General features: G+C 54.2%; 15 protein-coding genes and 1 riboswitch. Of the genes, 4 read left to right on the forward strand and 11 right to left on the reverse strand.

The genetic code is table 11. The features are described from left to right. Nucleotides 1–20 precede the first annotated feature (20 nt). The 5 genes from V3C20_RS00200 to V3C20_RS00220 form a co-directional block, all read right to left on the reverse strand. Nucleotides 21–518 carry a hypothetical protein gene (locus V3C20_RS00200; RefSeq protein WP_130083487.1) on the reverse strand — a complete coding sequence of 166 codons (498 nt, stop codon included), beginning with the start codon at nucleotides 516–518 and terminating at the stop codon, nucleotides 21–23. A gap of 117 nt (nucleotides 519–635) precedes the next feature. Continuing rightward, on the reverse strand, nucleotides 636–1,271 hold the full coding sequence (locus V3C20_RS00205; RefSeq protein ID WP_130083486.1) for a hypothetical protein: 636 nt from the start codon (nucleotides 1,269–1,271) through the stop codon (nucleotides 636–638). A gap of 50 nt (nucleotides 1,272–1,321) precedes the next feature. Then, nucleotides 1,322–1,786: a hypothetical protein gene (locus V3C20_RS00210; protein ID WP_130083485.1), complete on the reverse strand. Its 465-nt coding sequence runs from the start codon at nucleotides 1,784–1,786 to the stop codon at nucleotides 1,322–1,324. 120 nt (nucleotides 1,787–1,906) lie between these two features. After that, on the reverse strand, nucleotides 1,907–3,973 hold the full coding sequence (locus V3C20_RS00215) for a tetratricopeptide repeat protein (RefSeq protein WP_161981327.1): 2,067 nt from the start codon (nucleotides 3,971–3,973) through the stop codon (nucleotides 1,907–1,909). Between the two features lie 202 nt (nucleotides 3,974–4,175). Beyond that, nucleotides 4,176–10,034: an RHS repeat-associated core domain-containing protein gene (locus tag V3C20_RS00220; RefSeq protein WP_130083483.1), complete on the reverse strand. Its 5,859-nt coding sequence runs from the start codon at nucleotides 10,032–10,034 to the stop codon at nucleotides 4,176–4,178. A gap of 784 nt (nucleotides 10,035–10,818) precedes the next feature. Between V3C20_RS00220 and V3C20_RS00225 the strand changes: the two genes are divergently transcribed. Then, a complete protein-coding gene (locus V3C20_RS00225; protein WP_161981328.1) occupies nucleotides 10,819–11,676 on the forward strand; it encodes a glycosyltransferase in 858 nt (285 codons plus the stop codon). A 137-nt stretch (nucleotides 11,677–11,813) separates the two neighbouring features. Here the strand turns inward: V3C20_RS00225 and V3C20_RS00230 are convergent, their stop codons facing one another. From V3C20_RS00230 to V3C20_RS00240, 3 genes are all read right to left on the reverse strand, one after another. After that, nucleotides 11,814–11,969, reverse strand: a complete 156-nt coding sequence (locus tag V3C20_RS00230) for a hypothetical protein (protein WP_153812546.1) — start codon at nucleotides 11,967–11,969, stop codon at nucleotides 11,814–11,816. Between the two features lie 5 nt (nucleotides 11,970–11,974). Next, complete coding sequence (lpdA, locus tag V3C20_RS00235; RefSeq protein ID WP_130083481.1) at nucleotides 11,975–13,363, reverse strand: dihydrolipoyl dehydrogenase; 1,389 nt, start codon at nucleotides 13,361–13,363, stop codon at nucleotides 11,975–11,977. 165 nt (nucleotides 13,364–13,528) lie between these two features. Next, a complete protein-coding gene (locus tag V3C20_RS00240; RefSeq protein ID WP_130083480.1) occupies nucleotides 13,529–14,851 on the reverse strand; it encodes an amidohydrolase in 1,323 nt (440 codons plus the stop codon). Nucleotides 14,852–14,996: 145 nt separating this feature from the next. Between V3C20_RS00240 and V3C20_RS00245 the strand changes: the two genes are divergently transcribed. After that, the gene (locus V3C20_RS00245) at nucleotides 14,997–15,599 is read left to right on the forward strand and encodes a porin family protein (RefSeq protein ID WP_130083479.1); all 603 of its coding nucleotides are present in this window, start codon (nucleotides 14,997–14,999) and stop codon (nucleotides 15,597–15,599) included. A gap of 448 nt (nucleotides 15,600–16,047) precedes the next feature. Here V3C20_RS00245 and V3C20_RS00250 read toward each other — a convergent pair whose 3' ends face one another. The 3 genes from V3C20_RS00250 to V3C20_RS00260 form a co-directional block, all read right to left on the reverse strand. Next, on the reverse strand, nucleotides 16,048–18,390 hold the full coding sequence (locus V3C20_RS00250) for a beta-galactosidase (protein WP_130083478.1): 2,343 nt from the start codon (nucleotides 18,388–18,390) through the stop codon (nucleotides 16,048–16,050). A gap of 386 nt (nucleotides 18,391–18,776) precedes the next feature. Then, a complete protein-coding gene (locus V3C20_RS00255) occupies nucleotides 18,777–20,909 on the reverse strand; it encodes an ABC transporter substrate-binding protein (protein WP_130083477.1) in 2,133 nt (710 codons plus the stop codon). Nucleotides 20,910–21,058: 149 nt separating this feature from the next. Beyond that, nucleotides 21,059–23,065, reverse strand: a complete 2,007-nt coding sequence (locus V3C20_RS00260) for a TonB-dependent receptor (RefSeq protein WP_130083476.1) — start codon at nucleotides 23,063–23,065, stop codon at nucleotides 21,059–21,061. Between the two features lie 36 nt (nucleotides 23,066–23,101). After that, nucleotides 23,102–23,238, reverse strand: a riboswitch (cobalamin riboswitch). A gap of 516 nt (nucleotides 23,239–23,754) precedes the next feature. On the opposite strand from V3C20_RS00260, the gene V3C20_RS00265 reads away from it, so the two are divergent. Together V3C20_RS00265 and V3C20_RS00270 are read left to right on the forward strand one after the other, a co-directional pair. Beyond that, nucleotides 23,755–24,315 carry a hypothetical protein gene (locus V3C20_RS00265; protein WP_161981329.1) on the forward strand — a complete coding sequence of 187 codons (561 nt, stop codon included), beginning with the start codon at nucleotides 23,755–23,757 and terminating at the stop codon, nucleotides 24,313–24,315. Next, a complete protein-coding gene (locus V3C20_RS00270; RefSeq protein ID WP_130083474.1) occupies nucleotides 24,312–26,909 on the forward strand; it encodes a cobyric acid synthase in 2,598 nt (865 codons plus the stop codon). The genes V3C20_RS00265 and V3C20_RS00270 overlap by 4 nt, the downstream gene beginning before the upstream one ends.

Consider the following 26,909-nt stretch of genomic DNA (forward strand, 5'->3'; position numbering starts at 1 on the left):
GACTATGACTTCCAGGTCCTTCAGGTCAGCTTCATTGGCCTGCAGTCCGGCATCTGCTTCCTGATCACCGATTCCCTGTCTTTAATCAACATCGGCACTCCAACACCAAGAAGTATGCATGCGTCTGTCCGATGCGGCGTTCCAAAGACCAAGTGTACAGCATGTGGGAAAACGCCAAATTCCACAAGCTCCGGCCGCATGATTAAATCGACATTCTGTTGGAGGGAGCGGACTTCGGCATGGACGCCGTCCACATCGGGAAGGAAACCGTGATTTCCATTCACTTCGAGGAAAAATTCTCTGTAGTTCAATTCGGCCATATTGATACGGTTCACATTCAAAGGAAGGGCTCCGGGTGGCCGTTTTTTTTGAGATACGGGTGTTGGAGAAGAGTTACAGATTAATGTAACTATCTGATGATAACTTATCACAAATCCATCATCCACTCCGTCATCTCCCTTTTCGAAGCCTTGCAAAGCTTCTGCGTGGTAAGGATTCCTTCTTTTCTGCCTTTCCATAATTTCCGGGCAGAGAAAATCCTCTCATACTGAAACTCATAACATAAAAGAGACGTGAAATTTTAATTCAAATCTCTTTCTATTGTTATAAAAATAAATACCGATATAGATCGGTCCCTAATTTAATCTGAAATAGTAGGATTCATCTATTTTTTTTGCTGGTGTTTTATTATCAATGTATTCGTAATGAAATGTAGTCGTTTGTATTGTTATTGCTCCCTGAACATTAATACTGATGCTTCTTAATTTTTTCACAATATGAATTTTGGTCCAATCATCAATAATATTCAAATCTTCCACGCATAAGCCATGAATAATATTTTCAAGAATATCAAAATTATTTTCCCTTATTTCTATTGTTTCTCTAAAAATGAGTACATTGGAAAAACAATTCATAAGATAATTAAATTGATCCGAATTGCTGTACCTCCTCTGACGAAATGCTAGTTCAACATTATCCTCTTGATTGCCTGGTAATTGCATATCATATACGTCAAAAACGCTTTTCTCAAGATTACTATCTGATTTTCTTTCGAAGAGAACAATATTCTCTTGGGGAATAATGATGAGGAAGGTGTTTTTTCTATATTCAAACGGTCTCAAAAAAGCCATCTCCATATTTTCCTGATCCTTCCAATTTAAATATGATGATAAATTATCATAATTTTTTGCGAAATTATATTCTTTTTTAGAAGAAGGTGAGCAAGATGTTTGTACAATGATTACAATAAATGCGATGATGATCTTCTTCATGGTTCTATATAATATTGTTAAGGATAATTAATTTCTTAAATTATTAGAATTTAACCTTGCAGGGGTCTTGCTACATTTCCTGTGGGACTGGAACACGAAAAAGCGCAGAGAGGTTCCACTTTCCGGGGATCGTTGGGTGAATGGTCCTTGTGATGGAAGAGGCGCAGGACATGCGTTTCCGGATGAACTCTTCGTTCCTTTTCCAAGGCGTCGCGCAGAGTAGTAGCTTCCACCAGCGGCACGGCGTCACTTGCTCCAAAGATGAGGAAATCTTCCCTCTGCCAGCGGGAATCGGCCAGCATCCGGACCAGAGAGGCACGGGGCAGGTCTCCATGGCGCCAGCCGGGGGCATAGGCATGCAGCGGAAGTTCTTCCGGTTCCGCATCATCCAGGCCGGAGGCGTCCTGCATGGAAGGAAAGGCTTCCACGGCATACCCCAGCCGGAGGAAGTCTTTTTCACCTTCCAGAAATTCTCCCGGCGTCTGGAGCAGCAGGCAATGAAGAGGCGTATTCATGGAGAGACAGGGAAACAATTCCCAACCTACTGCTTCTTTCCCGAAAAATCCACCAGGAAAATGGAAAAACAAAGAGACTCCCGGAATATCCGGGAGCCTCGTGTAATAAGATATAGATTCTTAATGAGGGCTTTGTGCGCTTTTGGAAAAATCATCCAGAAAAGCTTGAGCTTCCTGATCTCCTTGTTCAGCGGCACGCTTCATCCAAATAAGAGCTTCCTGCATATTCTGTTGGACACCTTTTCCTTTTGCATACATGGTTCCCACATTGTATTGGGCCTCCGGATTATTTTGTTTTGCAGCCAAGGAAAACCATTGGAAAGCTTCCTGGTCATCCCGGGGAACCCCTATCCCATCCCGATACATCCTTCCAAGGTTATATTGGGCATTTGCACAACCTAATTTTGCAGCCAGGAAAAACCATTTGAAAGCTTCTTTCAAATCTTTTTCAACACCAATTCCCCGATAATACAAAGTTCCCAGATTATTTTGAGCTGGAGTACATCCCTGCTGAGCAGCAGCGGAATACCATTTAAAAGCTTCCTTCCAATTCTGGTCAACTCCTTGACCTCGTTCATACAAAACTCCCAGATTATTTTGAGCTGGAGTATATCCCTGCTGGGCAGCAGCGGAATACAACTTAAAAGCCTCTTTCCAATCCTGTGGAACTCCGTGGCCCTGCGCATACATGACACCAAGCTCACATTGAGCCGGAGCATATTGCTGTTGAACAGCAGAGGAATACAATTCAAAAACTTTTTTCAAATCTTCTTTAACACCAATACCTTGCGAGTACATAATTCCAAGAGCATATTGAGCCGGGGCATATTGGTGTTCTACGGCCTTTGAATACCACTTGAATGCCTCCTTAAAATCTTTCTCGACTCCCTGCCCATTTACATACATAGCTCCAAGATTGTATTGGGCTTCAGCATTCCCTTGCTGCGCAGCCAGGAAAAACCATTTGAAAGCTTCTTTCAAATCCTGTGGAACTCCTTTTCCATTTATATACATGATTCCAAGGCTGCATTGGGCATCCGGATCATTTTGTTTTGCTGCCAGAGAGAACCACTTGAAAGCTTCCTGATCATTCTGGGGAACCCCCATCCCATCCAGATACATCCTTCCAAGGTTATACTGGGCATTGGGGTAATCTTGTTTTGCAGCCAGGAAAAACCATTTGAAAGCCTCCTTTAAATCTTTTTCAACACCAGTTCCCCGGTAATATAACACTCCAAGATCATTTTGGGCTGGGGCGTATTGTTGCCGGGCTGAGGCACAATATAGCTTAAATGCTTCCTGATCGTTTTGGGGAACGCCCGTTCCATTCTGATACATGATTCCAAGGTTGTACTGACCCTCCCGATCATTTTGTTTTGCTGCCAGGGAAAACCATTTGAAGGCTTCTTTCCAATCCTGTGGAACCCCTTGACCTTGTGCATACATGACTCCAAGATAAACTTGCGCAAAGGCATTTCCCTGCATGGCAGCACGCTCCAACCAAATGAAAGCCTCTTTCCAATCCTGTTGAATCCCCTGACCTTGTGCATACATAACGCCAAGATTGCATTGTGCCGGGGCATACTGTTGCCGGGCAGCAGCGGAATACCATTGGAAAGCTTCTTTCCAATCCTGTGGAACCTCTTGACCCTCTGCATACATGACTCCAAGATTATATTGTGCCGCAGCATGTTGTTGCCGGGCAGCCTTTGAAAACCACTTGAAGGCTTCTTTCAAATCTTTCTTAACTCCTAGTCCATGTACATACATGATCCCAATATTGTGCTGAGCGACAACATTTTCTTTCTCAGCAGCCAGGAAAAACCATTTCATGGCTTCCTTGAAATCCTGCTCAATGCCCATACCTTCCTTATACATGGTTCCCAGGTTGTTTTGAGCGTCCGTATATCCCTGTTGAGCGGACTTTGAAAACCATTTAAACGCTTCTTTCAAATCCAGCTTTACCCCCTTCCCCTGGTAATAACATGCCGCTACCAGATATTGCCCCTCTGCACTATTTTGCTGGGCAGCTTTCCATGCCCACTGAAAAGCCTTCTGATAATCCTGCCGGACGCCCGTTCCTTTACCATAACATATGGCAAGTTGACATTGTGCTTGAACATCCCCCTGTTGAGCTGACGTTTCGATTGATTTTATTTGTTCAGGTGCGACTGGTAAATCAATCACCGGCTCAATATGGGATAGTACTTTTTCCGGAGAAGCATATGTCACTGAAGTCAGAAAAACACATGCACAGATGTTAAATACATAAAACTTAAACTCCCTTCGCACCGGTAGCGAAGGGAGTTTAAGGAATGGAATAGTATTATAATATTTCGGCATTACATAAATATATATAAACGATAATACCAAAATATCAAATGCTTTTTTAGAATGTAAAGGTTACTGTTACATTCCCTCCAACTCCCACACCACCGCTCGCCGGGAAATTAACATTTCCACCCATTTTCACTGAACCACCACCGTTGCCAATAGGGAAACTGACACTTACGCCAACGCTAACTCCTGGAACAGGATTTTCGACAGGTTTAGCGTTTCCGCCCGTCTTAACCCCTCCACTTGACCCTACATTCGCAGTGCCAGTTACTGATGTCCCCCAATTTCCAGCGAAAGCAGGAGTGGTAACTATGGCAGTGGCCCCAACTTGGGGACCTCCATCTCCAGAATTATCACTACCACCCTCTCCCTTCCCGGGTTTTCCTGTTGTTGTGGTAGGAGGCTCCGTTCCTTCTATCTTGTGGGCAGCCATTTTGGCAATTTCTTCCAGTTTTTTTGCTAGCTGTTTGCCGATTTCGGTACAGACCTGATCCGGAGTTCCTTTGGGAGCATACTCTTTACAAAATGTAATACATCTCTGCTGGGCTTCTGCCCGGGCCTGTTTCTCCAGAAAATCCTTCAATCCGGGCAAGAGACCATCAAAGTTTACCAACCCAAGATAGTCTATTGACAAACCATTACCGACAAAGTAGTAGAGATTGAACCCGGCATTTTCCGCCATCGGATCGCGGTTGATCCAGCGTCCATCAACTACGTTGTAGTAGCGGTAATTGTAGTAAACCAGCCCAAGGTCGTCATCCAGATATTCGCTGGAGAAGCGGAACGGATTGATCTCCGCCGCGTTTCCTTCCATCTTGATAATGTCTCCATAGGGTCCGTATTCATACAGGGCGCGCCTTCCTCCCTGGATGCCGAACAAGGCCGTCGTGTTCTTGAGCAGGTCGTGCGTGTAGTACAGGTCTTCCTGGTAAACACCGGCTTCGTCAAAGACACTCATGGCAAGGATGCGAGTCGCTACGGACTCCACCGGGTCCCACAGATAGGTCTTGCGCAGGATGGGGGCGGCCGTCTCCGTCTCATTGGTGGCGTCCAGTTCCGCTACCTGCAAATAGCCCAGGTAAATGAACCGCTTCCTGGACACCAGCGTGTCCCCGTCGTAGACAGTCTTTTCCACACGCCGGTTTAGGTAGTCGTACACACATTCAATGCGTTTGCTCCCCTGGGTGAAGGTGGTTGCCTGGTTCAGGGCGTTGTATGAGACCATCCATTCTCCAGAAGACGTGAGAATGGCTGTCTGGTTGCCATCCTCGTCATAGAGCATGAAAACCGTCGTGCCGTCATCATCGCAAATGGAGGAATACTGGTTAAGCATATTACTCGTGTAACTGCGCTGTCCGGACGCTTTCAGCGAATTTGTCCGATTGCCTCCGTTGTCGTAGGCAAAAGTGTATGTTCCGCCCCGGCTTAGGGCGTCGGCAATTACTTCACTGCGGTCATTGTACGTGTAGGTATGAACAAGATCCGGAGTAGGAGTATTGAAATAATCCTTCTTCGTCGCCGGGCGTCCCAGAGAATCATACGTGTAATCCACCTTGGCCGGGTAGTTCTGGCTTCCAGGGCGCAGGTAGTCCATCTTGACCACCAGGTCCCGCTTCTCTTCCAGCGTGTACCATCTCTTCAGCGTATTGGGATAGTTCAGCGTCTCCAGCAATCCGTTGGCGGCATTGTAGCCATAGGTAAACGGAGTCGCCACCGCGTTGAGGGAAACCGTGGAAGGCCTTCCTGCGGAATCATACCCCCAGCCCGTTTGTAAAACAGTGCCGCCGCCGTATTGCAGGCTGTAGCCTGAAGCTCGCCCGTAGGCGTCCTTCACTGCCGCCAGGGAACTTTCTACAAGTCCCAGCGTGCTTTCCCCTTCCACTTCCCCGTACTGGTTGTAGGTGAAGCTGCGCGTCCCGCTGGCATCGGTAATGCCGGTGAGCTGGCCCAGATGGTTATAAGTCGCCGTGATGGAGGGAGTACCCTCGCCATAGGTCTCGCCTGTCAGCAGCCCGGTCAGGGCGTCATAGCTGCGCGTCATGACATTTCCTCTTCCGTTCGTAAAGGTGGAAATGCGGTTGAGCGTATCGTAACTGATGTCCTTATGGGTGTTGTCTGCATAGGTCTTTCGGGTAGGCAATCCCGTAGCGGCGTTATAATTCCATGCCGTCATGTCTCCATCCGTTCGTTCTCGCGGATCAGTCGTGATAGCTTCCGAGGAACCGCGGAACGTCGTCAGGCCGGTGATCTGGTCCGCATCGTTGTAAGAGAACACGGCTGGCTGAATCGCCGTTCCCCATTCGGCCTCCTTGCGTCCCCTGGCGTCATAGGCATAACAGGCCGTCTTGCCCATGGCGTCGGTGATGCAGGTAGGATGGTCCAGCGGCTGCCCGTAGGCATAGGACGTGCTGTTTTCCGCGGCATCCGTCACGGAAAGGAGGCGCAGGGCTGTATCGTACACTTCCGTCGTGGTATTGCCGCGGCTGTCCGTATAGGCCATCGTCATGCCTTGAGCCGTATAGGCGCGGCTCTGGCTGGCGGAGATCCCTGCATAATCGGTCACAGTGGTGGTAAAACCGTCCACGGTATGAATCACGGCTGCATCCGATACTCCGGGCTGGATCACTTTCCGCACCCTGGCGGCAGGTTCCCCGTATTCCGTCCAATCGGCGCTGTCATGCCCCCTGGCGTCCGTCGTAACCACCTTGCTTTCCAGCACGGGGTTCAATGAAGAAACCAGCGTAGCTTCCTTCCGGACAATGGGCGTGCCTTCCGCTGCGTATTCCGTCGTCGTGACAAGTCCGTAGACGCCCTCTTCCCGTTGTTCACGGGTGTAGGTATATTCCATAACCCGTGAATTGAGCGTGGTCGGTTCGTCGGAAAGAGCCACGGTTTCCTTCGTCTTGTTGCCAAAGGAATCATATTCATACAGGATGGGAGCCAGTGTTTCAAGCTGGTCGCGGACAAGCTGGCCTTTGGCGTTGTAAGTCAGATGGCGGTAATTGCTGCCATTCCTCGTATGCACCGTTGCCACACGGATTTGCTGGCCGAAGCCGTCCGTAATGACGCGTCCCCGGACAACGCGCGCCGTCCCGTTGAGAACGGTCGTTGTCACGCGGAGGCCGTCGCTTGCCATATCGGTTTCAAACTTGAGGTCCTGCTGGCCCGTCCCGTGCTGGCGCAGGATCGTTCCATCCGCATGGCGCTGGGTGATGAGCGTTCCTCCCATGGGAGTCGTGACGGTTTCCGTCAGGCCATTCGCGCTGTAGCTGTGAGTGGTTATCCGTCCCAGAGAGTCTGTCTCGCTGGTGATGCGTCCCAGCAGGTCGTAGGCCGTTTCCGTGGCGACGCTCATGGCTCCAGTGTCGGTCCGGGTCGCAGTGGCCCGGTCCAGGGCATCCTTCGTGTAACTGACGATGGTTTCCGGAGTTGTCGCTGTGGCGGAACGGATCGTCTCAACCAGCAGCCTTGCACTGTCGTAACCGTAGTCTGTCCGCACGCCGTCTTCATCCTTTTCCCAAAGGATGCGTCCGTCGCAGATGGATTCCTGTTCGGAGACGCGCCCGTTGCCACGGGTGCGCTTCGTCCAGCGGTTCATTGTGTCAAATTCATAGTCCGCGCTGTCCGTAAGCGTCCAGGTATTGTCGGAAAGCAGTACATGGCTTTCTTCCCTCACCGTATTGCCCTGGGGGGTAATGAAGGAGACTTTTCTGACGCTCAATCCCGGAACCACTTCTCCGTTGACGCGGGTTTCCTGCGTTTCCGTATAAGCGGCTCCATGCTGCGTCGTGGCGGCATATTCATAATGGGTCTGCACGCCATTGACGGCCTGGGTCATCTTGATGCGGCCCTGCGCGTAGCTGTTGGGAGCGCTCCCCAGCCACGTTTCCTGCACTTCGAGCTGGACGGTCTCCGTCTCAAGAGCGGTCGTGCGGATTTCCACGCGCCTGACATGATCGGCTTGACTGTACGTGTAGGTTTTCTTCCACAATTCAATGGGGTTATTGGAACCGTCGCGCATGAGGCGGCGTTCTTCGGCAACATCGCTGCTTACCTCGCTGTCTCCATCCCCGGTCACATACCGATATGTCGTGTCCTGGGATTTGCCGCCGCACCAGGGCTGCCTTTCCAGCGTCAGGCGTCCCAGCATGTCGTAGGACCATTCCCATACGCCTCCATCCGGGCGCGTTTCCTTCTTCTTCCTGCCGTAGTAGTCGTATTCATAGGTGGTCGTCTGTGCAAGATCGCTGCCATAGCCATCCACTTTGGTAAGAAGCAGGTCGCCATAAGCCGTCGTCTGGTACACTTCGCAGACATGGGAGGCGGCAGCTCCGTCTTCTCCCCTGGAAACCGCCGTAACGAGCTGCCAGGTATCTTTCTCCAGTTCCGTCCGCGTGCGGCGGGTCACGATGGCTTCAGCATCCGTTCCCTGCGCCATGTTCCAGGCTTTGCCGTTAAGCCACCATTCCGTTTTGAAATCCAGCCTTCCCGGCGTCTGTTCGGTGACGGAGAAACGGCCCGTGGCGGCATCTCCGACCATCACGAACTTTTTGAACGGTTCTCCCGTAACAGTGTAAAGCCCCTGTTCATCCTGCCCGGTAATCTGGGAGGGAGTGTAAAGGGCAATCGTATAGCCGTCAGCCGTGACGGCTTCAATGTTGAGCAGGCCGTCCCAGAGGTTCCATACCTGGAGGAGGTCTCCTGCACTGTCCCTGTTGACGCGCAAATAGGCGCCAATCTGCTCGGCTGTGTAAATATTGCCCCACCTGGTCGTGTAGGAAACAAGGGCTCCGGTTCTGGCGTTATACACGGCAACGCTCTTGTCCGTCTTTATCCACTGGACGCACAAAACACCGTCCACCGTTGTGAAGAAGGCACGGTTCCCGGAGGACGTAAACTCGCCGACGATCGTCAGCGTTTCCCTGTCCACTTCACATTGAACGCAAACACGCCCGGCTCCCGTGACAATATCAAACGTGCCTCCAGCCACAATGCCAACTTCCGGAATATCCAGGAAGCTTGCCAGCATGGAGTCGTAGCAGAGGGCATGGGGATGGTTCAGCCCATCGGTGGAATCGGTCGCCAGCAACTCAATGGAGCCGGTGGGAATGCCGCCCAGCCCGCGGAAATGGCCGAAGTCCGCCCCCCAGTACATCAGGGAAGCGTCGCTGATTGCCTGTGCGTTTTCACCTCCGGAGGAAGTGTTCCCAAAAACGGGGGCCGCGCTTCTTGATCTTCCTGCCGGGGGCGGAGGGCAGCCCCCTCCTTGACCATCAAAATTGCAACAATCGCAGGTTGGCTTTTTCTTGCCGCCTGCGGTAGCGGGGCCTTCCTTGTCGATGTGGGCTTCAAATTTGTAATCACATACGGAAATATTGTTTTCCGGAGGATCATAGTCGATATTATTCTGTTCCACATGCAGGGTGTATTCACCGGATTTCAAGGTGAACTCACCGCTTTCCTTGGTCCATTTGGCATGCCCTCCCTGCGGGCCTTCTCCTCCCGAAGTCATGTCGATTTCCTGGGCAACCGTGCTGGATTGTCCCACGGACATTTTGCCCCAGTCATCTACGGTAAGGGTCATGTTGCACGTCGCTTCCAATGGTTCGGGGGGAGTGGGGGTGGGGTCTTCTTCTGTCGGTTGTGGAGTGGGAGCCGACGGTACGGTAAAGGATTTTTCGGCTGTCTCCATGTGGTCTCCACTGGTAGAGGGCTTCCCTTTGTAGTAACTGTCTGAAAAGCTTTTATTCCAGACAACATGCCAGGGTTCAGGTTCCGATTCAGGTTCCTCATTCAGAACCATGGCTCTTCCACGGGCTGCTTGAACCATTTTGGGGCTGGAATACCACCTCTGGTAGACGGGAACGGAGGAAACTCCGTTCTGAATGTTCATGGAATTATTTGTTTTCATGATTTTAATTTAATTTGTTGATGTTGATATGATGGTGCAGCCGCCCTGAAAAATGCCCGGAAGGCTGGCGGCTGCCAGGGACCTTTCCGGGAGAAATAAACAGAAAAAGCCTGTGGCTCTTTCTTATTAAAATATTGATTCATCTAAGAATCGTCATAAATAACTTAAAAATAAAAAAATCCGCTTCTTTTCAAAGGTAGCTATTTCTCTTTCTATAGGCATCCATCCAAACACGTTATATGTCGGTCGGAGAGAAGCTGCCGTCCGTAAAAGCTTGTTCATTACCCAGTACTTTCCTGCAGAGCAACTTCTGAACTTCATTTTTCCATGATCAAACCTGTCGCTGGGACTTTCACTCAAAAATCAGGATCAGGAAATCAAGTAGGGCAATCCGTCCTTCCTCTCAAATAGAAGATTCGCAATCACTGGCAACTTGCATTATCCCCATCCTGAAATCTTAAATTCCATCAAGGAGCAATTACAAATCACCGGAGGCATTTCTTCTCCACAAGAATCCACACGCTTAATCCGTTCTCTAAAAACACCTTGTTTTCTCTTGCAGGGACCTTCCCGGCATCTTATAGGTAATCATCATTTTCTTGAATCATGCGTCTTCTTGGGGACTTCCTGAACAGGTTGTCCATTTTTCAAGGATGCCATTTTCATGGCGGGAGTCCGGGACAACATATTCATTCCTCCGGAAAAGAAAATGAAGGCAATGCCGGGAATCCAGCCTAAAACAATTCCGGCCATTTCTTATGAAAGCCAACCGATGAAAAACCATATGAACCTTTACTTCGTCGCCAGCAACCGCCGCCATATTTTCCAGGCCGCCGTTACTCTCTGGAGCATCGTCTCCTGTGACGATTCCTCCACCCGCTACAACGTGTTCCTGAAAACGGAGCTGGAGGAAAAAACCTGGCGAGGCTTTTTCCTGCCAATCCCCCGTGTTTCCGTGTACGGAGTTCCGTTCAACGTTCCCTATGAACAATCCGTCCTCCTGAAAAAAATGAAGGACCTGGACGGGAACGATTCCAGAAAATACTTTTATCACAAATTCGATCTGACGTGGACAGAGTCGATCAGCCATCTTCTGACGGATGACAGGCTGCTCCTGCTGGATACGGACCTGTATGCCCGGAAGCCCCTGCGAGCGCTGTACGAGACTCCGCTTGCCGATCACGAATGCATGGCCATGGTCATTGACACGGGAATCTGGAAATACCCGGAATGGGTGCTGGAGCACAACCGTTCCCTTGGAATCGACCACCCGTGCTTCTACAACACCGGGGTAGCTCTCATCCACATAAGTTCATTCGTGGAACACCATATCTGGGAAAAAAGCCTAGAGGCCTACCCCTTCCCCACCATGCCGCCCCAGCACGACCAGGATATCCTCAACAGGCTGATTTTCAACAACGCGACCAGGGATATCAAAAGGCCCTGCTGTAAAACCATGCCAAGCGTGTACAACATGAGCACAAAATGGTTCCCCTTCATGAATCTGGAAAAGGATGACATCGCTCTCGTTCACGCCTACGGAGACACCAAGCTCCCGCACTCGTCCTGCGATTGGGCCAACAAGGAATACGAACGACTGATGGAGACATACAGGAACATGGAAATTCCCTCACCGGAATGATTCCGCGCCATAGGGACCTCATGGCATGTCCCCGCAAATCATGCAGGAATAATAAAACAATTTGGAATCTGCCGCCGGAGGTTCATCCACGGAAGGTCCCGTACCTGCGATCACAGCTCCAAATGGACTGATGCCGTTCAACGGAAGCCCAAGTTTTCCATGGACCCCTTCCTGTCCCTCCTGCGGTCAAAACCGGGATAGACGCGCGCAAACCGTTCGTCAATACCTTGCGTCAATCCCATCCATCCGGGTCCGGATGGCAGGAAGAGCCCCATCACGGAGCTCTTCCGCATGATCCTTACATGTGAATGGCGATTCCCTCCGAGGCCAGCATGGACTCATGAATGGCTTCGGACAGGGTCGGATGGGCGAAAATGGTGGCGTGAATATCTTCATCCGTCAATTCCGCCTGAAGGCTGACGCCGAGCGTGGCGATCAATTCCGTAGCTTCCGGCCCCACAATGTGGGCTCCCAGCAATTCACCGTTTTTGGCGCCGTACAGGGTCTTCACGAAGCCGTCCGGTTCTCCGGCGGCCACGGCTTTGCCGATGGCCTGGAAGGGGAATTTCCCGACTTTGTACTCCACGCCCGCTTCCTTGAGGGCGCGTTCCGTGCTACCGACGGACGCAACCTGCGGATAACAATACGTGCAGCTCGGGAAGAAGCCGACCTGTTTGGGCTGATAATCCGGATTAAACATGCCTTCCACCGCCTGCACGGCTTCATACGTAGCCGTATGGGCCAGCAAAACGCCGCCGATCACGTCGCCCGCCGCATAAACGCCGGGGACGGACGTGGCATAGCGGTCATTGACCTTGATGAATCCCTTTTCCGTCAGTTCCAGGCCGAGAGCGGCGGGAACGACCGGCTTCACGCCGATCGCCACCAGGCAAATGTCCGCCGTAATTTCCTCTTCCTGTCCCTTGCTGTTTTTTACAAGGGCCTTCACCTTGCCGTCGCAGGTTTCCGTGACGGACTCCACGGAAGTGCCCGTCATGGTCTTGATGCCCTGTTTCTTGAAGGCCCGCTCCAACGTCTGGCAGGAATCGTCGTCCTCATTGGGCAGGATGCGCGGCAGCGCTTCAATAAGCGTCACCTTTGTACCGAAAGAATTATAAATATAGGCAAACTCCGTGCCAATGGCCCCGGAACCAATGATAACCATGCTTTCAGGCCGCTTTTCCAGCACCATGGCTTCCCTGGAACCGATGATGGTAGTGCCGTTCAGCGGAAGGCTGGAAACGGTGCGGGTCACGCATCCGGTACTGATGAGAATGTTCTTTCCTTCCAGTACCTGCGTAGTGCCGTCAGCGGCCTTCACTTCCACCTTGCCGGGAGCCGTGATGGAGGCTTCCCCGGTAACGGATTCCACCTTGTTTTTCTTGAAAAGGAATCCAACCCCGCCAGCCAGGCGGTCGCTCACCTTGCGTGAACGTCCGATGACCTCGCTCCAGTCCACGCTCACGCCTTCCACCGTCATGCCAAATTCCTTGGCCCGGCTCGTCACAGTCAGGTAGGCTTCCGCATTCTTCAAGAGTGCCTTGGTGGGAATGCAGCCCCAGTTCAGGCAGGTTCCCCCCACCCGGTCGCGCTCCACGCACGCCACGGTCTTTCCCATTTGTGCAGCGCGAATGGCTCCCACATATCCGGCGGGGCCGCCACCAATGACGATCAAATCATATTGCATGAAGGTACTATAAAGGCATCCACCCCGCCGGGTAAAGAATGAATGTGATCATGCGGCTTCCCGGGAGATTCAATAACAAAAGATTAAAAAACCAAGAGAGAATCCGCCCATGGACACGGGACGAATTTCCCTTATTTATCTTTGTGTTCCAACGCGTTGTTTACCTTATACTTTCGCTTTTACCCATTCCACCAGTTCCTGCATTTCCGCGGCGGTATCCGCATACAAGCCGTCCGTGTAGCAGCCATGGTCATACAGGATGCGGCCATCCACCATCGTGAACACGCAGTCCTTGCCGGAAGCGGCATAAACCGCATGGGAAACTTCATTGAAGATCGGGCACAGATTGGGTTCGTCCAGATCCAGGGCAATCATGTCGGCGGGAGCTCCGGGAGCCATCGTTCCCAGGCCCGGGGTGCGGAAAATGCGGGCGCCTTCCACGGTTGCCATGCCCAGGGCTTTCATGGCGGGAACGGCGGTGGCGTCCCCGGTGCACCCCTTGGCAAGAATAGCCGCCAGCTTCATTGTTTCAAACATGTCCAGGCTGTTGTTGCTGCATGCACCGTCCGTCCCCAGGGAAACGGGAATGCCTGCCATCAGCATGTCCTGAACCCTGGCAAATCCGGACGCCAGCTTCAGGTTGCTGACGGGATTATGCACAATGGCCGCACCGGATGCCGCCACCGTTTCCAGTTCCTCATCCATCACATCCACCATATGGGCCAGCACGGCGCGTTCATTCAGTAACCCCATGTCCCGGGCATAGGCCACCGGCCTCCTGTCCTGGTGCAGGGAGCGGCACTGTTCCACTTCCCCCGCAGACTCGGAAAGATGAATATGGAGCATCAGGTCCAGTTCCTCCGCCAGCCGCATGGAACGCCTGAGAACATCGTCGCTCGTAGTGTACACGCTATGAGGCATCACCGCCAACTGCACCCTGCCGCGTCCTCCAAAGCGGACGGCCTGCTCGCGGTACAGGGCTTCCGCACCATTCCAGCCGTCATAGGCCGGGGACGGAAAAGCAAAGAGAGCCTCGCCACCCACACAGCGCATCCCCATGCGTTCCGCTTCCTGAAGAACGTTGATTTCCAGAAGATAGGAATCCACAAAGGCGGTCGTGCCCGTACGCATCATTTCATACATGCCCAGCCGCGCGCCCAGAGAGACTATTCTGTCCGTCAGATGCGCCTCCACCGGGAAAATATGCTTGGTCAGCCATTCCATGAGGGGCAGATCGTCCGCAAAACCGCGCAGGAAAGTCATCGGAACATGCGTATGTGCATTAACCAGCCCGGGCATCAGCAGGGCATTCCCCAAATCACACCGGACGGAGGGCATCCATGCCGCCTCCAGCTTTTCCGCAGGTCCCGCTTCCAGAATTTTCCCGTCCCGGACAGCCACTCCGGCGTTGCCTCCTATGCCGGGCTGTTCCGTTCCCGTAAGCATACGGGAGGCGGTCACCAGCAGATCGCACGCTTGTTTTTCCATGCCGCGGAATGTAGCGCAAAAAGCAGGTTTTAGCAATTTCATCCCCTCCTCCGGCATGATTTCATGTAATTATGACATTTCTGTTTGACTTCAAACGGAAAAATTGACAAGAATGCGGGACAGTTAAATTCACCATTTATCCCACATGAACAAAACTATACTGTTAGGTTTGGCCCTTGCGGCCTCCGTATCCGCCGCAAACGCGTATCATGTTGAAAAATATGACGGCCAGTTCGGCATGTCCCTTGAAGGGGCCTACGGCATTGCCACCAAGGACGCCATGCCCAATGTGGCCGGCGGCAATCTGAGCATTTTCAACTACATTGAAACAGGCAGCATTGTTCACCAAATTTCCCTGAACGGCGGCATTCTGGCCGGCTCTCACCATCCCAGCGTTCACGACCTGGGCATTAGCGGCCCTTACACCGCCAGCCTCCGTTCCACGTACATTCCGATGATGGCCGGCTATACCTTGAATCTGCCCATCGGCGACTACACCATGTTCTACCTGGGCGGCAAGGCGGGTGCCACTTACGGCGACGTGAAGACCACCATCCACGGCCTGGAAAACGGCAGCCAGTCCCGCACCATTTCCACCACCAAATTTTCCTGGGCGGCCCAGGCCGGCTTCAAATTCAGCGTGTCCAAGAGCACGGACTTCGTGATTGGCTACGAATACTATCAGATCCAGGGCTACAACGATCCCGGCTACCATATCATCAAGCTGGGCTTCTCGTGGGACTTTTAAGTACATTGCGTTCATCGCTATCTACGGCGGCTCCGCATCGTGCGGAGCCGTCTTTTTTGTATCTGACCAAGACAATTCCCTTCAGATAGCCGGAAAACAAGGCGAACGCGGCAAAGCCGGCTTTCCAAAAAGGCACCTTCCAGGAACGTATAACTGCCCAACTGCCGCAAAAGCCTGAGGCGTCCTGAGCTTTTTTAAGGCGGGAAAATCAATTCCGATAAGGAAAATTCCTCTCGGATCCGAAGAAGGAATTCCATCCACTAAACGCGGAAAAGCCGGACGGCGTCTGCCAGACAAAGGACCCCGGTGGGATGATAAAACCAACTATCCATGTCCGGAGGCCGGAGATACAGTCCAAACAAAGAAGGCCCCAACCGGGGCCTTGCATGGATGAATATCGCCCGGGAACCAAGGCTTTACGCCCCGGTTCCCAATCAAAAAAAGTCCCTCACTTGGCAGGCTTGAACGGCTTGGGAGAAGCGTACACCTCGTAATCCTTGATGCGTCCGTTTTCCCGGTTCTGGCGCGGCAGGTAGCGGAAACCGGAAAGCTTCTGCACCTTGCCCAGGTCCAGCACGATCATGTGCGGGTGCTTGGGATTGTCCCCCTGCCACTTGGTATGCCAGTAGGTGGTGGGCTGGTTGTCCATCACCAGACCCGCCTGGGCGGCTTCTCCCGTCGTCTCATGGGAGTCCGCATAAACCACGGACCACTGTTCGCGGGGAAGCAGGTTGCCGGAGGCATCCAGGAAGTTCAGTTCCGCAATGGCGGCATGAGGACCGTTGTCATGAGCGTTTTTGCTGACAAGGGCGATGTAGCGCGCCTGGATAGGAGCGCGGAATTTGATTTCCTGCTGATCCGTCCCCTTGGCAAAGGTTCCCTTGTGCACCAGCTGGCTGGCGGCGGGAGCCACAGGCTTGCCTACGCGGAACACATCCGCCATGGCGGGGTCGCGCTTAACTTCGTAAATGGCTTCCTTCACGCCTTTCACTGTACCGGAACCGCCATCCACGTCCAGCACCACGATTTCATTTTTCCCCGGTTTCAGGTATTCGCCGGGGCAGTAAAGCGCCTGCTGGGAGCCGATGAACCAGAAGCGGCCCAGATTGTGGCCGTTCACCCACACGACGCCTTTCTTCCAGCCGTCCCGCATGTCCAGGTAGGTATCCTTGGGATTGGAGACGTTGAAATATCCACGGTGGAACACGGGCTGGTCGCCACCCGGCTTCTTGCCGGAGAAGGACAGAAGCTCCACGCCCTTGCACGGGAGGTTGTAGATGAGGAAGTTTTCCAGCTTCTTCCCGTCCAGCGTGATGGGGCCGCGTATTCCCTTGCGTTCTCCCTGAATTTGGCCGCCGAAGTTGATGCGGCCCATGTTTTCCACAAAGATGTCCACCGTATGGAGACCCGCGGGAATGACCACGTCACAGGCGTCCTGCTTGTAGCGGCGGTCCGCCGCACCCTGCCTTTTGCCGTCCACGTAAACGATGGCGCGGTCCTGCATGTTGTTCATCTTCAACTCGCCCTTCACCGGGCCGTTCACCTTCGTCCGGTACAGGATGAAGCCCAAGCTCTGCCCCAGGGCTTCCATGTGCACGGGCTCCTTGCGGATGACAGGCTGCGGGAGCCGGTTGAACATGCCGGCTTTCCCCGTAAACGTGATGGGCGGCAACTCCATCATTTCCGGCTGCGCGGGTGGATCGGGGAGCTTGTACGTATCACCGTAATAGTCCTGAATGGTCTGGCGGAACGTGCGGTAGCGGTCCGTCAGGGTTCCGTTTTCAGAGATGGGCGCGCCGTAGTCGTAATTGGTCACGTCCGGCGTGTAGGCCCCTTCCCAGTTCGCCCCGTTCATGAAGCCGAAGGAGGTGCCCCCGTGCGCCATGAAGAGGTTGGGGGAGACGTTGTTTTCCAGCATCCACTTCAAGTCGCGGTTGAAGCCTTCCGTACTGCCGCCGTTTTTGGGCTTGCCCCAGTGGTCAAACCAGCCTACCCAGAATTCGCCGTTGATGCGGGGAGTCTTGCCCTTGTGCTTTTCCAGGTTGGCAAAGGCGCCCTTGGCTCCGCCGCCGAAGTTCATGGCGGAAACGATGCCGGGCAGCGTGCCGTTGTTGATCATCCAGTCATTCGGGCCGTCCGAGGTAAAGGGCACTACACCCGGAAGCTCCTTTTGGATGACTTCCAAGTGTTTTTTCACGTAGTCCTTGTCGGAGCCGTAGGAGCCGTATTCATTTTCCACCTGAGCCATGATGATGGGGCCGCCCTTGGTGATCTGCAGCGGTTCCAGCATGGAGCAGACTTTCTTGAGATAAGCCATGGCCGGTTCCAGGAAGCGGGGGTCCTGGGAGCGGACCTTCAGGTCCGCATCCTTCAGCAGCCATCCGGGGAAGCCGCCGAATTCCCATTCCGCACACACATAGGGACCGGGACGCACGATAACCCACAGTCCCGCTTTCTGGGCCTCCTTGACAAACTCTACAAAATCCCGGTTCCCGGAAAAATCCCATTTGCCCGGTTCCGGTTCATGCACATTCCAGAACAAATAGGTGCAAACCGTATTCATCCCCATGGACTTCATGCGCTGGAACCTGTCCTGCCAATGGGAACGCGGCACGCGCGGATAGTGCATTTCCCCGGAAATGATCTTCACGGGCTTGCCGTCCATCAGAAAATTTTCCTGATTGGTGGTGAAGACATGCTTGGCGCCGTCGTTGGACTCCGGCATGGGCATGGGAGCGGCCACACACAAATGGGCAGCCAGCAGCAAAATGGAAAATAGGGGCAATTTCATGATGAATAAAACGGATGGCGATCGGAATAACTTTCGCAAAAATGCGTCTGTATTCAATGTTAAAAAGGATAGACCACAAAGAGACCACTTCCGTCCCGAACGGATTTAGTCATGAATATTTAATCCTGGATAGAAAATATGACAAAATCCAATCAACGATTATTTGCTCTGCAATCTCCCATTTCCTATCATGCAGGGCCGGAAATGGCAGACGGGAATTTCTCTGTGGCCGCTATATCCATTTGAGGCGGACAGTATCTTCAACCAAGGAAAAACTCCTTCTGCTCCAGAGTTCCGGAATCTTGATACCGCTCTCGCCGTCTGTCCCTCCCTGCATCCCGTTTTCTTTCCGACTGGCCTTTAAATTCAGACCACCTGGGCAAAAATCACTCTCCAGAAGAAAATTGCGGCGGATCATCCTGGTCCTTCAGGCGTATCACCTCATGCCTTTCCTCAAACGGAATGCCGCGGCGCCGTGCCTCCTGCGTCTCCTTCTTCATCTTGCCGTCCACCCAGTACAAATGGGATTCCAGCGGATTGTAGAGCCGGGGGGAACAGAAACGCGTGGGGGATTCCGGCCAGCGTATCCAGCGCCAGCAGGCAATGTGGGTATAAGGCTCCCTCCACCCAGGAATCCATACGCAGAGTTCATGAATCCTCTTTTGAGCACGGAGAAGGGCCTCCTTTAAGGCCGGGTAATCGGAAGCTTCCCGTTCCGCATCCAGCGCGGCATCCAGTTCGGCATCCGCTACGGCGAAAATGTTGTTCGTGTTGCCTACGGGATTTCCCCGGCCGTCATACGCCAGTTCCGAGGCGAACGTCTCATAAAGACGTGGGAACGGCGTGTCCAGAGGCCACGCCCACAAAGCGGCCTGGTACCTTTTTTCAAATACCTTGCGGGAACACACCCCGTACGTAAGGGGATCCAATTTGATGTCCACCCCGCACTTCATGGCCTCCTGCCTGATGATGGAACAAACGTTGGTCATCATGTGGGAGGAATCCGCAAAAGTCAGCTCCATACACAGGCGTTCCCCACGTTCATTTTTCAGAATACCGTCCTCTCCCATCTCCCGGAAGCCCGCGCGGGCAAAATATTCCATGGCTTTTTTCTTGCTGTATTCCGGAGCTTTCAGCGGGAGTGTCAGGTCGCCGTATCCCTCCATGTAGGAGCCGAGACGCCTCATGTTCCCGCGGAACAGGGAGTCAATCACCATCCCCATGTTCACGGCGTGGGCCAGCCCTTTGCGGATGTCGGTATTCCTCAGCATCCTGTCGGAACAATTCAGGTACAAGCCATACGGAGGACAGGCATAGCCCGCTTCCAGGCTGTATTTGTCTATATAGCCCCGGTGCACTTCCGGCAGTTCCAGCTTGCCCTCCCATATTTCCGGCTTGCGGATGTTCATCATGTCCAGATCCCCGCGCCGGAACATCTCAATCGCCTTGTTCTCCAGGTTTACAAAAACATGCTCCACCTGGTCCGCATTGCAGGAATAGCGGTAATACTTTCTATCCTTCGCCCACCAATCCTTCACCCGGGCAAGAGTGATGCGCTCTCCCTGCCGGATTTTTCCGGGCACCACCACGTACCCGCCCGTGTTCGGCGCGGCCTTCCACTGGTAGCGTTCCAGAAACAGCGCATTGAAATCATGGTAAAAACCGGGATGCGCCGGATGAAAATCCACACAGGCCATGTAAGGCAGCAGAGGCCGCGGAGACGGCACGGTGAGCGCAATGACGGAATCTCCGTACACGGTGATCCGGTCGAACGTGGAGCGGAACAGGGCTGTCCAGAAAGGGTCCCTGGCGGCGTCCGACGTGCGCAGGCAGATATTCAGCAAAAAATCCTCCACACGCACGGGCCGTCCGTCCGAATAGGCCGCTTCAGGATCCAAATGATAAAAAACAGTGCGCCCATCCGCGGAAACGGCCCAGCGGTCCGCCAGCCCCGGTATGGGACGGGAAGTTTCCGGATGCAGCCCCACGAGAGGAATCCACACGTTGTCAATCGCGGAATAATTGAAAAAATTCTCGCTGCCGGGACCGAAAGCCCGCAAGGTGCCGGGGAACGGCGTATTGATCCACAGCCGGACCTGGCCGCCCTTCACGGCGCGGGGGTCCCCGATCTCCGGTTCCTCCATGCCCGTGTGCCATTCCAGGCCGGGGGGCATCTTTTCCAGAGGAAGCATACGAATATGATCCCCCTGCTCCAGCCTTCTCCTGAGGCGCTCCACGGAACGCGCACGTTCCGCCAGACGGCGGCCGTCGCCTTCCCCGCGGGAAACGGCCAGCAGTTCTTTCTGTTGCTCCCCTCCCGCCAGTTCCCGGAGCAGTTCCCTTTCCACGGACCTGTTCCAGCGTTCTACAAATCCGTCAAACACAGCCGGCATCCCCCGGTCGTCGGTATTCCCGGCCCCCTCGTTCCAGACCGCGGATTCCCGGTGGGAGAAGTAAAACACCCCCCCTATGAACACGGCCAGGAGCAATGCCCCCAGAATGGACAGCCAGCGAAACACGATCAACGATTACCCGCCCTCTTTTAACCTATATCCGGTCCTAATGAAAAAGAAAATCCCCATCCTCCGCCCGGAACAGTTTCCTTCGCCTGAAACAGTCCGCAAAACGGAAGATGGGGGTGCAATCAACAATTAACGCTGGAGAGAGTTTAGAATTCGACCGTCACACCGCCGAAGACGCCCAGTCCGCGGGCCTGGCGGGGACCAAAGTTGTAGTCGTTCGTGATGATGAAATTCTGATCGAACAGGTTTTCCACGCGCACATGTAGGGCTACGTTGTCCGTAACTTGGTACCTGGCGAACACGCGCGCCGTGAAGAAATTGTCCAGGCGGGCGTAGTTGTAGTCCGTGCGGCCCATTGCGGACGTCACGCCAAAGCCTACCGTCAGTTTCTCAAGCGGGGAAGTGTGGATTTCCGCATTGATGGTGTGGCGGGCGGTGTTGGCCATCTGGCGGGTTTCGTAACTGCCGATGGAATCGCGCTTGGGCATCGTGAACGTGTAATTGGCGTAATAGCCGCTGTTCCAGGCATCCTTGAACTGTCCCTTGAAGGCGACTTCCACACCGTAGGAGGTGGCATGGGAATAATTCGCGTACGTGGTGTAGGAATCCGGCCAGGTACCTACGGACCTAGTGCCGATTTCATCATTGATGCGGGTCCAGAACCCCGTCACGGAAGCGTAATGGTTGTCCGCCAGGCGCTGTTCCACGCCCAGGTCGCCGCCCAGGGACTTGGAAATGTCCAGATCGGGATTGCCTACGTAGCCGTAATTGGCGGCATACTGCTCAAAATACGTGGGAGCCCGGAAGCCGGAACCCACGGAACCGAAAATGCGGGTGGGGGAATCCTTGCCCGTCACCTTCCAGGAATTGGAATAGCGCCAGGTGAAATGGTTGTTCCACACGGAATCATGCTCCAGACGCAATGCCACGCTGGCGTCAAAATTGTCCGTGGGGGCCCACATCTGTTCCGCGAAAAACGCCAGCGTGCTTTGCCATTCGTCCTTGGACACGTAATTGTTTTCGCTCGTGTAGGCGGATCGGTCCCAAGCCATCCCGGCGATCGTCGTCCACTGCTTGTTCCAGGTGAGTGCATTGCGCCATTCCGTCTGGAAACGGCGGTTCCGCATCACGTTGGGCTGGAAGTCGTATTCCGGCGTGTGGGTGGAATAATTCATGTTGTAATGTCCCACCATGAAGCTGGTGGACCACAACTTGCTGAGTTCCGCATCCACGCGGCCGGTGATCAGGTTGCTGCGGTTTTTGTCTTCCGTATTGTACAGGTGGGAGTCCGGCACGGCGGGCCACTGATTGTAATCCACATACGGAGTGGGATATTCAAAATAGGAGTCCAGGCGTCGGTAGGTAAAGCTGAGCTTCACCTTGTCGTTGACGTCATAACCCAGGCGCAAAGCTTCCTGCCACTGGCGGAAATCGTTCATGCCCGTCCTGTTGTCATAAATGGAATCATAAATCGTGGGATCGTTTTCCGTGGTTTCAAAACCCACGCCCACAAAGTAGGACAATTTCTTGATCTTGCCGGAAGACGTCACGTAGCTGTTGAACGTTCCAAAGGAACCGGCCTCCGCAAAAATTCTCGTCACCGGGTCGCCTTCCCCTTCCGGCGTATCCATGGCAACTACGCCGCCAATGGCTCCGGAACCGAACACGGCGCCCTGGGCGCCCTTCACCACTTCCACATTGCCCACCGTAAAGAGATTGGTGATGCCCAGCAGCTTGTTGCCGGACATGTTGACATCGCTGATGCGCATGCCGTCAACCATCGTCAGGGTGTAGGTATCCTTGTTCATTCCGCGGATGACGGTGTTGCTCACGGAACCGCGCTGCCAGGTGCCGCCGCCGTCCAGCGTGAACACGCCGGGCGTCTGGGAAAGAGCTCCCGTCAGAGTTTCAATTCCTTCTTTCTGGAATTCTTCCGGATTGATCACGGAAACGGAAACGCCGGAACGGTTGTACGGCACGCCCACGAAGTGGGACGCCATGGTCAGTTCAGGCATGACCTGCATGGTTTCCGTCCTGGCGACGGGCTTGGCGTCTTCCTTGTTGACGGATTCTGCAAGAGAGGACTGGCCCGCAAACGCGGCAAGGCCAACGGCAATAGCGCCCATCTGAAGGGCTTTCTTGGTATAAAGCATGGTTGTAACGCCTTACGTCCGGTAACTCGCCGGACAGTTTGGACAACCCCCTGAGGCTGGTTTTCTGGCTTGCAGGATATTCTGCTTACAGTGGCGGTACCGCTCCGGATTTGCACCGGTATTCCCCATCTATTTCCTGCCCGGCTACGGGCGTCCCTGAGGTCTGTAGCCCTTCCCATAAGGGCTCATGGGATGGATGAAATACCAAAGCCCCCACCATGACAAGACAAAAAAAATTTTCTTTGAACATTTCGTCACTGGATGGATTTTCCCGGAATCTTGCCTCTTCTGGCCGGCCTGCCTCCTCCGTAAGACGTTTCTTCCAGGGAAGCCCGGAAGACAAAAAATTAATAATTGATTATAAATAACTTATTTTCCAAATCAAATATAAAGAAAAGGAATTCCAGCGGCTAAAAAACTTTTACGTTCCACTGATGAAAAAACAGGAGCATCTTTTGGGCGGCCACATCTTCCATCATTTTTTCCGCCCCATCTCTGCCCGGAATGGAAATCTCCAGTCCCGCTGCTCAATCCCTTCCGGAACACGGAGGAGCATTTCTCTCTGTTCCGCGCATGGACAAACGGACAATTTCCCATTCCCTTTTTACCCGGCAAACCCAGAAAGCCTCCGGAACCGCACCGCCATTTTTGTCTTGTCATTGCATTCCCCGCCGGAACATGATGTGCCCATGATCCGCCCTCCGTCCCCTTTTCAACATCCCGGGCGCATCTTTATCTTCAACGGGGCTTCCAGTTCCGGCAAAACCAGCCTGTGCAAGGCACTGCTGTCCCTGCTTCCTGCCGGCTCCGTCCTCCTTTCCGTGGATGATTTCCTGGATGCCAACGGAATGGGCGGCATGCATCTGATCCACGCCGTCCGCAAGACAGGACCGGAACTCGTCCGGTCTTTTCATGAAACCGTATTCCGGGCCTCCCTGCACGCGCCCTTCGTTCTGGTGGACCATGTGATCGGAGAATCTCCGGACTGGACGGAGGAACTCCGGAGCCAATGCGGGGGAGCGAAACTGCTCCTTGTGAAAGTCGCCTGCGACGTGGAAGAACTGGTCCGCCGGGAACATGCCCGCACGGACCGGAAAGCGGATGTCTTCCACGTCCTGCGGCAGCACACGTCCATTCATGAAGGGCTCTTTTACGACCTGGAGATAGACACCACCCGTCTTTCCCCGCAGCAGGCGGCGGCCCTGCTGGTTCCACACGCAGGCCATACAGCTTTAACAACAACGGCATGAACGACTTTTCACACGGAGGAAACCTGAAATCCCTGGCGGCGGATGCCCGGCGCCCCGAACGCGACATTCTGGACTTCAGCGTCAACCTGAGACCGGAAGGCCCCCCGGAATTCATCACGTCCGCCCTGTGGCGCGCCATGAACGGCGTCACGCCCTACCCTTCTCCGGACATGCAGGAACTGAGAGAAAAAGCCGCCTTGCACTACGGTCTGCTTCCGGAATGCTTCGTCTTCGGAAACGGGGCCAACGAGCTGATTCATGCCCTTCCCCGCGCCCTGAACCTGAAACGTGCCGTCATTCCGGAACCTGCCTTTTCCGAATACAGGCTGGCCTGCCTGTGCCACGGAGTGGAAATTGACTCCGTTCCTTCCGGAGAGAAAACGTCTTTTACTCCCTCTCTGGCCGCTCTGGCGGAACGCGCCGGAACAAATCATGAAGGGGAAGAACAGGAAACTGCCGTCTTCCTGGCCAATCCCTGCAATCCGTCCGGCGGCCTGCTGGATAAAAAGGAGCTGTTTCAGACAATAAAAGAAAACCCCGGAACCGTCTGGATTCTGGACGAATCATTCATTGACTATACAGGAGGGAAAGAATCCCTCCTTCCTGACGCGGCAACCCTTCCCAACCTCGTTATTCTGCGCTCCCTGACCAAATTCTACGGCATGGCGGGCGTCCGCTGCGGTTTTGCCGTAAGCTGCGCCCTTCTGGCGGAACGGCTGCGGAAAAATCTTCCCGCGTGGAATGTGAATGTCTTCGCAGCGGCGGCGGTGCGGGCCATCCTGAAACAGCCCTCTTCCTGGGCGGAACAGGAACGCACTCTGAACCGGGCGCGCCGGGAAGACCTGTTCCGCAGATTGTCCGCGCTGCCGGGAGCTGCCGTTCTGCCTTCCTGCGCCAACTTCCTTCTCTTCCGCCTTTCCGGCGCTCCTTCCGGCCTGGCTCCCCTGCTGCTGAAAAAACACGGCATTGCCGTCAGGGACTGCTCCAATTATCCGGGCCTGGAAACGGGCGGCTGGTTCCGCGCCGGAGTCCGGACTCCGGAAGAACACGAACTTCTGGAACGGGCGCTTCGCGTGGAACTGGACAAACATGCTCCCGCCATCCTGCGCAGGCCCCCCAAGCCGGCGCTGATGATTCAGGGCACCTGTTCCGATGCGGGCAAAAGCGTGCTGACGGCGGCCCTCTGCCGCATCTTCCATCAGGACGGCTTCAGCGTGGCCCCCTTCAAGGCGCAGAACATGGCCCTCAACTCCGGCGTGACCGCGCTGGGAGAGGAAATGGGCCGCGCCCAGATGGTCCAGGCCCAGGCCTGCCGGATAGACCCGGACGCCCGGATGAACCCCATCCTGCTCAAACCCCACTCCAACACGGGTTCCCAGGTCATCGTGATGGGAAAGGCGGTAGGGCACATGGAAGCCGGGGAATACTTCACGGCCAAGCGCCGGTTCTGGCCGGACGTCCGCGCCGCCTACGACTCCCTCTCGGACGAATACGACCTGGTCTGCCTGGAAGGGGCCGGAAGTCCGGGGGAAATCAACCTGAAATCCGCGGACGTGGTCAACATGAACATGGCCCGCTACGCCCGCGCTAAAGTCCTGCTCATCGGGGACATTGACCGGGGCGGCGTGTACGCCTCCTTCCTGGGCACGTGGATGACCTTCTCCCCGTGGGAAAGGGAATTGCTGGCGGGATTCGTGGTCAACAAATTCCGGGGGGATTCCTCCCTGCTTGCCCCGGCGCACCGTTACACGCAGGAACACACGGGAAAGCCCGTGCTGGGAGTCATTCCCATGATACGGAACATCAACATTCCGGAAGAGGACCGGGCAGTCCTCCCCTTTGAATACGATGAAAGCTCCAAACACCCGGACTCGCTGGACGTAGCCGTCGTGATGCCCGCGCACGTCTCCAACTTCACGGACTTCGCCCCGCTGGCGGCGGAACCGGACGTGCGGCTGCGGCAGGTAAGGACCGGGGACGAGTGGGGCCAGCCGGACCTGGTCATCCTGCCCGGAACCAAAAGCGTGGCGGCGGACCTGGAAGGAATGCGCCGGGCCGGACTGGACAGCCTGGTACGGGAGCACGCCGGAAAGGGAAAATGGATCCTGGGCATCTGCGGCGGCCTGCAAATGCTGGGAAGGGAAATTCTGGACCCGCATCATCAGGAATCGGCGGAGGAACGCACTCCCGGCCTGGGACTGCTGGAACTGACCACTACTTTCTCCCCCGTCAAGACCCTGCTCAATGTACGCCGCGCCCGGACGCCTCTGGCCCCGGACGCCTCCGGCTATGAAATCCACCACGGCATCACCAGCCATGAAACCCCTTGCGAATCCCTCATGTTCCGGGAAGACGGTTCTCCATGCGGTTACGGAAAGGGCCGCGTCTGGGCCACGTACCTGCACGGCTTTCTGGACGGCGACGAATTCCGGCGGGCATTCATCAACAGGGTTCGGGTGGATTCCGGCCTGCCGCCCAAGCCTTCCCTGCACGTATCCCATGATGTTGACGGCGCTCTTGACCGTCTGGCGGACATCGTCCGGAAACATCTGGAAATGAACGCCATCTACCGCCTCCTGCAACTGAAACGCTAA

The organism is Akkermansia sp. RCC_12PD, assembly GCF_036417355.1.
Lineage (GTDB): Bacteria > Verrucomicrobiota > Verrucomicrobiia > Verrucomicrobiales > Akkermansiaceae > Akkermansia.

Excerpts from the sequence above, each read along its gene's own strand:
- V3C20_RS00210 (WP_130083485.1), bottom strand. The coding sequence starts at position 1,786 with ATGAATACGCCTCTTCATTGCCTGCTGCTCCAGACGCCGGGAGAATTT.
- V3C20_RS00270 (WP_130083474.1), top strand. The coding sequence starts at position 24,312 with ATGAACGACTTTTCACACGGAGGAAACCTGAAATCCCTGGCGGCGGAT.
- V3C20_RS00265 (WP_161981329.1), top strand. The coding sequence starts at position 23,755 with ATGATCCGCCCTCCGTCCCCTTTTCAACATCCCGGGCGCATCTTTATC.
- lpdA (WP_130083481.1), bottom strand. The coding sequence starts at position 13,363 with ATGCAATATGATTTGATCGTCATTGGTGGCGGCCCCGCCGGATATGTG.
- V3C20_RS00220 (WP_130083483.1), bottom strand. The coding sequence starts at position 10,034 with ATGAAAACAAATAATTCCATGAACATTCAGAACGGAGTTTCCTCCGTT.
- V3C20_RS00200 (WP_130083487.1), bottom strand. The coding sequence starts at position 518 with ATGGAAAGGCAGAAAAGAAGGAATCCTTACCACGCAGAAGCTTTGCAA.
- V3C20_RS00240 (WP_130083480.1), bottom strand. The coding sequence starts at position 14,851 with ATGGAAAAACAAGCGTGCGATCTGCTGGTGACCGCCTCCCGTATGCTT.
- V3C20_RS00260 (WP_130083476.1), bottom strand. The coding sequence starts at position 23,065 with ATGCTTTATACCAAGAAAGCCCTTCAGATGGGCGCTATTGCCGTTGGC.
- V3C20_RS00205 (WP_130083486.1), bottom strand. The coding sequence starts at position 1,271 with ATGAAGAAGATCATCATCGCATTTATTGTAATCATTGTACAAACATCT.
- V3C20_RS00225 (WP_161981328.1), top strand. The coding sequence starts at position 10,819 with ATGAACCTTTACTTCGTCGCCAGCAACCGCCGCCATATTTTCCAGGCC.
- V3C20_RS00245 (WP_130083479.1), top strand. The coding sequence starts at position 14,997 with ATGAACAAAACTATACTGTTAGGTTTGGCCCTTGCGGCCTCCGTATCC.
- V3C20_RS00230 (WP_153812546.1), bottom strand. The coding sequence starts at position 11,969 with ATGCGGAAGAGCTCCGTGATGGGGCTCTTCCTGCCATCCGGACCCGGA.
- V3C20_RS00250 (WP_130083478.1), bottom strand. The coding sequence starts at position 18,390 with ATGAAATTGCCCCTATTTTCCATTTTGCTGCTGGCTGCCCATTTGTGT.